This is a genomic window from Armatimonas sp. (genome assembly GCF_043757465.1).
Classification (GTDB): Bacteria; Armatimonadota; Armatimonadia; order Armatimonadales; family Armatimonadaceae; genus Armatimonas.
In genome coordinates, this window is record NZ_JAYVPL010000038.1 from 21,791 (window position 1) to 28,900 (window position 7,110).

The window sequence follows — 7,110 nt, forward strand, 5'->3', positions numbered from 1 at the left end:
TGCTACTTCGCTCTCTTTCTTGCGGGGACGTTCAGAAACGCCTCTGTGACAATCCGATGCTGTTCGGTGTTGTGGGTCGTCTGGGAACCTTCGGCGGGGCTCGCTTCCTCAGGACGACCGATGTAGATCGGCTTGAAGCCCAACAGCTTCTCTAGGCGAGGTGCCATAAAGACCCAAGCCCCCATATTTTGGGGCTCTTCCTGTAGCCAGATCACTTCCTGCACCGACGGATAGCTGGCGATCAGTGCCTCTAGATCACCCGAGGGGAAGGGGTAGAGCTGCTCTACGCGGGCCACGGCAACGCCATCCGCGGCGAGATAGTCGGGGCGCTCGGTGTACTGTGGGGCCGCGCCGTAGACCATGTCGTAGTAGACTTTTCCGCTACAGAGGACCAGGCGTGTGACGTTTTTCTTACGGCTGGCGTCGCGCGTGTCGTCGAGAACAGCCTGGAAGCCACCTGCCGAGAGCTCGGAGAGAGTGGCAGCGGCGCGGGCATGGCGCAGGAGGCTCTTGGGGGTCATGACGACCAGCGGGCGCGGGTCGGTCTTGAGAGTGGCACTCTGGCGGCGAAGCAAGTGGAAGTACTGGGCCGCGGTCGAGCAGTTCGCCACGCGCAGGTTGCTACCCGCACACTGGAGCAAGAATCTCTCCAGGCGCGCTGACGAGTGCTCGGGCCCCGCACCCTCGTAGCCGTGGGGCAGGAGCATCACGACCGTGGGGTGCTGCTCCCACTTGGCTTTTCCACTGACAATAAACTGATCAATGATCACCTGCGCCCCATTAATAAAGTCGCCGAACTGTGCCTCCCAGAGCACCAGCGTTCCTTCGGCGTGTACCGAGTAGCCGTACTCAAAGCCCAGCGCCGCTGTCTCCGAGAGCGGGCTGTTGATCACCGCCAGCGAGGCTTTGGCATCGGGAAGGTGCTGATGGGCGCAGTAGCTCTTGCCATTCTTGATGTCGTGCCAGACCATCTGCCGCTGGGTGAACGTGCCGCGCTGCGTGTCTTGCCCCGTCAGGCGAATCGGAGTGCCGTCTTCCAGGATGGAGGCATAGGCCAGTGCCTCGGCATGGGCCCAGACAATCTTGCGCTCGCCGTCAAGTGCGGCCCGTCGTCCGCCCAGGAAGGCTTTTTCCAGCTTGCTATCAATCGCGAAGTTCTCAGGGACGGCGTTCAGGAAGGCATTGGTGGTCTGAAGCTGCTCCGCAGGCACCGCTGTCGCGACTTGCCACGGGTCGCTCTCGGTGTGGGGATGGTCTTCGTGTTTGGGGTAGCCTGTCTTGAGTGCCAGCTCTTTGGCGTCTTCCAGACGTTTCCAAGCGGCATCGGTGAGAGCCTTTGTCTCCGCTTCGGTGAGCAGCCCGCGCTTGACCAGCTCATTGCCCCACTTGACGGCCAAGCGCGGGAACTGGCGGATCTTTTCGTACATCTGGGGCTGCGTGAAGGAGGGCTCCTCTTGCTCGTTATGGCCCAGCCGTCGGTAGCCGACCAGATCAATCAGAAAGTCCTTGCCAAACTTTTGCCGATAGGCTACCGCGAGCCGCGTCACAGCCAGACACGCCTCGGGATCGTCGGCGTTCACATGCACAATCGGGATCTCAAAGCCCTTGGCCAGATCACTTGCGTACATCGTCGAGCGACCGTCCAGCGGGTTGGTGGTGAAGCCGATTTGATTATTGGCGATGATATGAATTGTCCCCCCCACGCGGTAGCCCGAGAGCTGGGAGAGATTCAGTGTCTCCGCCACCACGCCCTGGCCGGGAAACGACGCATCCCCGTGCACTTGCACAGCTAGCGAGGCCAAAATATCGCGCTTAGGGAGCCCTGCACGGTCGCGGCTCTCTTGCGCCGCCCGTGCTCGCCCAACCACGGCGGGGTTGACGAACTCTAGGTGACTGGGGTTGGGTGCCAGTGTGATGGGCATCGAGACCGAGCCGCCGTTTTTGTAGGTCAGCCGGAAGCCTTTATGGTACTTCACATCGCCCGTGTAGGCATGGGTCTCGCCGCCGGAGCCCTCCAGCGCATCAATGGCACGCGGATCGCTGGGGAACTCAGCGAGGACATCCTCGTAGGATTTCCCTAAAACATGGGTTAGTACACTGAGGCGCCCTCGGTGTGCCATCCCCATTACCAGCTCACGGGTCCCAGCCTTCGCCGCCTCGTTGATAAGTGTGTTGAGCACGGGCACGAGCATGTCAATGCCCTCGATGGAGAAGCGTTTTTGTCCTTTGTAGGGCTGGACACGCTCTAGGAACTGCTCGAAGCTGTCCACGGCGGTGAGCTGCTCGAAAAGTGTCCTGCGGTCCTCGTCGGTGACCGTGGCAAAGAACCGGCGACTCTCCACCGCTTCTCTAAACCAGTGACGCTCCTCCGCAATTTGGATGTGGTCGTCTTCGTAGCCCACGGTTCCCGAGTAGACCGTACGGAGGCGGCTGAGGGCTTCCAGAGCGCTGGCCGCCCCTTCGGCACACGGGCCACCGACCACGCTGGCGGGGAGCGATGCCACAGCGGCCTCGGTCAGCCCGTGGTAGTTCAGAGACAGCTCCGGATCGCCGGGAGGAGGATTCACGCCAAGTGGGTCGAGCTGTGCGTCCGCATGACCCATCTCACGAACCAGTCGTACGACACGGCTGACGCGTACAATGACGTCCACTTGGCTGGCCGTGAGTGCTCCCATTGAGTCCGACGACAGAGCCGCAGCCATGGGGCCGGTGTCGGGGGAGAAACCTTGGCTAAAGAAAGCGCGTGTCTCGGCATCTACGGAGTGAGGGTCTCGTTGATACTGTTCGTATAGTTCAAGTGCGTACCCGGCATTGGGGCCGTGGAAATCCAGCAGTGTATTCATTCGTTTACCGATTTATTATTGTACCGTGTTGTCGTTCTCGATAGATACAGATTAATTAAAGAACTTATCCAGGCGAGCCTGTGTTTCGCTTTTTTCCGCACCGCGCTCCGGCAAGTGGCTCATGGCCGTTTCAAAGAGTGTGATCAGCTCCGCATGGCGCGTACGTGCTTTTTCAAGGTTGCCGTCCACGACATTATACGCCTGGAGCTGATAGATCGGCTCCGTATGCGAGTGAGCGATGATCAGAGCGGCGCACTGTTCCCACTGCCCGAGTGCGGCATAGGCATAGGCAGGTGCAAGCTCGGTGGTTTCAGAGATCGCACGGTACTTACCAGCAGGCCCTTCCGAGACCAAGATTAGCTGTCGCCAGGTTGCCTGTGCGCCGTCACTGTCTCCGGCTTTTGCTTTTGTCTCGGCAAGCGCCCGGAGCGTCGCCAGGTCGTTGGGGTCGGCCTCGCGTGCTTTCTCAAACGCGGCAACTGCCTCTGCAAAGCGTCCTTGTTGCTCAGCAAGCCGCGCAATGCGGAAGTGCCAGCGTGGGGTTGGCTCTAGTTCGGCGGCCTCCACAAACTTCCCAGCCTCGGCGAGGGGGCGCGGCTGGGGCGGATAGATCCCTGTTTGATTGAGTAGAGCGAAGAGCAGACCGAGTGCTGCGGGAAGCGCATGCCATCTCCCCCTCGCCTTCGCTACCGCTCGGCTTGCCCCCTCTTCCCCTCTTGCTCGCAGGCTCGCGGGAAGAGGGGCAGCGAAGCGGGGAGATGCCAGCCCGAGAACGGTCCAGAAGGGCAGGGCGTTGCCGAGGATGGCCCACTCGGAGTCGAAGAAGCCACGGATCAGTGCGGCGAGGATGCCACCAAGCAGGGCACCGGTGAGCAACCTCCCCCCCAGCCCCCCTCCGGCGTCGCGAAGGGGGGAGCTGAAAACCGTGGCGACGATGGCGACGAGTGCACCAAGCAGCGTCGGGATGCCGCTCTCGGCGGCGAGCTGTAAGTACGACTGGTGGGCGTGACCCGTGAGCTTCACGTCGGCGTAGCGAGGGTAGAGCGCCGAGAATGTCCCCGGCCCGGTGCCAAAGACGGGATTGGCCGCCGCCATCCTCGCCGTGCCACGCCATGTCCAGAGCCGGAAGTCATCCACAAACGGCAGAGTGCGTGTCGTCGGCGCTTTGTCGCGTGATACCAGTGCGCCCTTGAACCCGAAACCAAGTGCGAGGCAGGCCAACAATAAAATCCCAAGACGTTTCACATCGAATTTCCCCCGCCGGGTGCCCTCTGGGTGGGGGGCTAGGGGGTTGGCCAGCACCAAAGCCACCAGCAAGCCCAGCACGGCTGCGGCGATTCCCACGCGCGAGCCGCTGGCGATGAGCGCTCCGAAGCCAAGAGCGCTGGCGAGACCAAAGCCGAGCGCGGCGAGGCGATCCTTGGCTTGCAGGCACAGCGCAAAAGCAAGTGGCAGCAGTAGCGCGATAAAGCCCGCCGAGAAGTTGGGGGAGAAAAAGAGCCCCGTGGCGCGGAACCAGTCTTGGCCGGCTTGCTTCGCCGTGCCGTACTGCTGCGCCGCCATTAGGGCATGAATCCCGAGCCCAAATACCAAGGCAATGCTGATTTTTTGCCGCTGGCTCTCATCGGACTTTGCCGCGAGCGAGAAGACAAGCGCAACACAGAGCAGATCAAGCACGGCGGGAATCTGAGCAAAGAGAAGAACGGGTGAGCTGAAAAACTTTGAGTGCACGAGTAGCGAGAGCGCCGACCAAGCTACCATCAGCCGCAATGCCAGAGAACTCACCCCCTTCGCGAAGCCGGAGGGGGTCGCGAGGGATGAGCGGGGGGAGGCAAGCGCCGCGACCAGCACCAGAATTCGTAGCGCTCCTAAGTGCGGATCACTGCCGTATTGATCGCCTGCCGGGTTGCCGCCTAGGAACGGGGCGAGTGTGAGGGCAAGTAAAAGCGCACCAAAACCAAGTTTTTGCATCACTTGCGCTTCCTCCAGTCGCGCTTTCCTGCTCCTGTGAGGCGACGCTTGCCGATTCTCACGTAGGCACGGAGCCAGATTCCGGACCAGACAAAAGGCTGGAGAGCCGCAGGGACTTTGTCCGCGAAGAACGCACGATGCTTCTGCCAGAAGCGCCACATCGAGCGGGAGTGCTCTTTAATCATGCGCTCCGCCGCATTGTCTGACGACTTACCGATGGCGTGCGTGACGACGCAGCCGGGGAAGTACACGACGCGCCAGTTCTTTTGATGCGCCCGCAAAGACCAGTCCATGTCCTCACAGTACATGAAGAATGTTTCCGCATCAAGCAAGCCGATGTGGTCTAGGCACTCTTTTCGGATGAGCAAGGCGCAGCCCGAGACCCAGTCTACGTCCAGTACACTCGCGTGATCAAAGTCCTGCATGAGATAGTCCGACGCGGGTTTATTGCCGGGAAAGAGCCTCCCCAGCCAGACATTGCGAAACATTCCGGCAGCAAATGTCGGCCAGCGGCGGCAGGAGTACTGAATGGAGCCGTCGGGGTTGACGACCTTAGGCCCGATAATTCCCGCGTCGGGCGTGGCATCGGCAAAGGCTAGGAGCCGCTCTAGCCCACTCAGCTCGACGGTCGCATCGGAGTTGAGGAGCAGGGCGTAGTCGGCGTCCAAGCCCTCCAGCGCGACATTGTTGCCACCCGAGAAGCCCGTGTTCTCATCCAGCGCAATGAGTCGCACCTCGGGGAACTCGCTCGCCACCAGCTCGGCGCTGCCATCGCCCGACGCATTGTCCACCACAACGGTGTCCCAGCCGACAACACTTCTTAAGCACTCACGAAGGTCGTCCTTCGCTTTCCAGCTCACGACGCAAACTCTCAGGCGTCGCCCTGCCCCCGTCTCTTCCAAGCGATTTCCCCCAGCGCCCGGTTCGTCGCCAGGCGTCCAGCGTGACCGCCACTATCGCCAGAGGCCGTAGCGGGTCACGCGCAAAGTGTTTCTTTAAAAAGCGCAGCCAAGCCCGCCGCGACTCCCAGACAGCAGACCGCCGAACGCGCTTCGTGGTTCCCCCGTGCCCGTGTCGGACGACTGCCTCCGGGATATACCACGTTTCCAGCCCCGCTCGTTCCGCCCGAAAGCTCCAGTCTACATCATTAAAATACAGCGGAAAGCGCTCGTCCAGCCCGCCTATTTTCTCGTAGACCTCCCGCGTGAAGCACAGGCACGACATCATCGGCTGTGGCGCAGGCCCGGCCCTCTCGTAGTCAAACGCCAGCCGCGTCCAGCTTCCCGTGATCGTCGCCAGCGGCGTCGGAAACGCCCGCACCGACTTCTGCACCGAGCCATCGTCCGAAACTAATTTCGCCGCCACAATCGCTTTTTGCGCCCTGATTAGTTTGTCAATCGCGCCTTCGGTGACACGCGCATCGGGGTTGAGGAGCAGAATATAGTCACCCGTCGCCCGCGTCAGCGCCTGGTTGGTCGCCGCCGCATAAATCAGGTTCTCGGCGTTGGCAATCACCCGCGCCTCGGGAAACTCCGCCGTCAGCATCGCCACGGCCCTATCGCTCGACGCATTATCCACCACAATAATCTCCGTCTCGCCGCCCGATTGACTCCACGGAAACTCCCGAAGCGCCGTGAGGCACTCCCTCAGATCAGGAGCCGTGTTCCAGTGGACAATAATCACCGAGAGACGCATTACTCGGCTATTATAGCCGCCGTAACCAAACGCAGCCGATTTACGTTCTGACCAGCATGAAACTCATCTTCAAGCTTCTCATCGGTGCGGGGGCACTGCCTTTGCTCTATGTCTGCGGCTCCTTTGCCTATCTCACGGCCAAAACCGGCAAGACCCCTTTTCAAACCGCCCACGCCGCTGAGTTCGCCGCCGCCGGGACGCTCTCCGAAAGCGACGTTGCGACGCGTCTGGCAAAAGACTCTGGGGATCCGGTGGCGCACTGTGCTCTGGCGGAAAAAGCACACAAGCGAAAAGACTTCGCGAAAGCGATTGCAGAGCGTAAGCTGGCTCTGCTCCGTGAGCCCGAGAACCCTCAGATTTTATTCGACACAGCACTGGATCTAATGCTCGCAAAAAGCAATGACGAAGCAAAAATCTACTGTCAGAAGATTATTGAGACGCGAGATCCCAATCTCACCTCCATAGCCCAGAAAATGCTGGCGAAGCTGGAAAAAGTCAGCCCGAAATAACCATCCGACCGGAGCAAGCTCCGGGGTATTTATCCGAAGGCTTCGGCCTGAGAGCCGAAGCCACAGAAGAAGTGGGCATCCTAAGAGATGCC

The 7,110-nt window shown here is 60.7% G+C and carries 5 protein-coding genes; 1 reads left to right on the forward strand and 4 read right to left on the reverse strand.

Annotated elements, in window-relative coordinates; all coding sequences use genetic code 11:
- Window positions 1-2: 2 nt before the first annotated feature.
- From ACH2ED_RS05035 to ACH2ED_RS05050, 4 genes are read right to left on the reverse strand one after another with little or no spacing between them, the layout of a single operon-like run.
- Window positions 3-2,843: a 2-oxoglutarate dehydrogenase E1 component gene (locus ACH2ED_RS05035; RefSeq protein ID WP_395089112.1), complete on the reverse strand. Its 2,841-nt coding sequence runs from the start codon at window positions 2,841-2,843 to the stop codon at window positions 3-5.
- Between the two features lie 51 nt (window positions 2,844-2,894).
- The gene (locus ACH2ED_RS05040; RefSeq protein WP_395089113.1) at window positions 2,895-4,814 is read right to left on the reverse strand and encodes an O-antigen ligase family protein; all 1,920 of its coding nucleotides are present in this window, start codon (window positions 4,812-4,814) and stop codon (window positions 2,895-2,897) included.
- On the reverse strand, window positions 4,814-5,674 hold the full coding sequence (locus tag ACH2ED_RS05045) for a glycosyltransferase family 2 protein (RefSeq protein ID WP_395089114.1): 861 nt from the start codon (window positions 5,672-5,674) through the stop codon (window positions 4,814-4,816). Before ACH2ED_RS05045 ends, ACH2ED_RS05040 begins: the two co-directional genes overlap by 1 nt.
- A complete protein-coding gene (locus ACH2ED_RS05050; protein WP_395089115.1) occupies window positions 5,643-6,509 on the reverse strand; it encodes a glycosyltransferase family 2 protein in 867 nt (288 codons plus the stop codon). Before ACH2ED_RS05050 ends, ACH2ED_RS05045 begins: the two co-directional genes overlap by 32 nt.
- Window positions 6,510-6,565: 56 nt before the next feature.
- On the opposite strand from ACH2ED_RS05050, the gene ACH2ED_RS05055 reads away from it, so the two are divergent.
- Window positions 6,566-7,018, forward strand: a complete 453-nt coding sequence (locus tag ACH2ED_RS05055) for a tetratricopeptide repeat protein (RefSeq protein ID WP_395089116.1) — start codon at window positions 6,566-6,568, stop codon at window positions 7,016-7,018.
- The last annotated feature ends 92 nt before the right edge of the window (window positions 7,019-7,110 follow it).

Coding starts and splice junctions, on each gene's coding strand:
- ACH2ED_RS05040 (WP_395089113.1), bottom strand. CDS start 4,814: ATGCAAAAACTTGGTTTTGGTGCGCTTTTACTTGCCCTCACACTCGCC.
- ACH2ED_RS05055 (WP_395089116.1), top strand. CDS start 6,566: ATGAAACTCATCTTCAAGCTTCTCATCGGTGCGGGGGCACTGCCTTTG.
- ACH2ED_RS05050 (WP_395089115.1), bottom strand. CDS start 6,509: ATGCGTCTCTCGGTGATTATTGTCCACTGGAACACGGCTCCTGATCTG.
- ACH2ED_RS05035 (WP_395089112.1), bottom strand. CDS start 2,843: ATGAATACACTGCTGGATTTCCACGGCCCCAATGCCGGGTACGCACTT.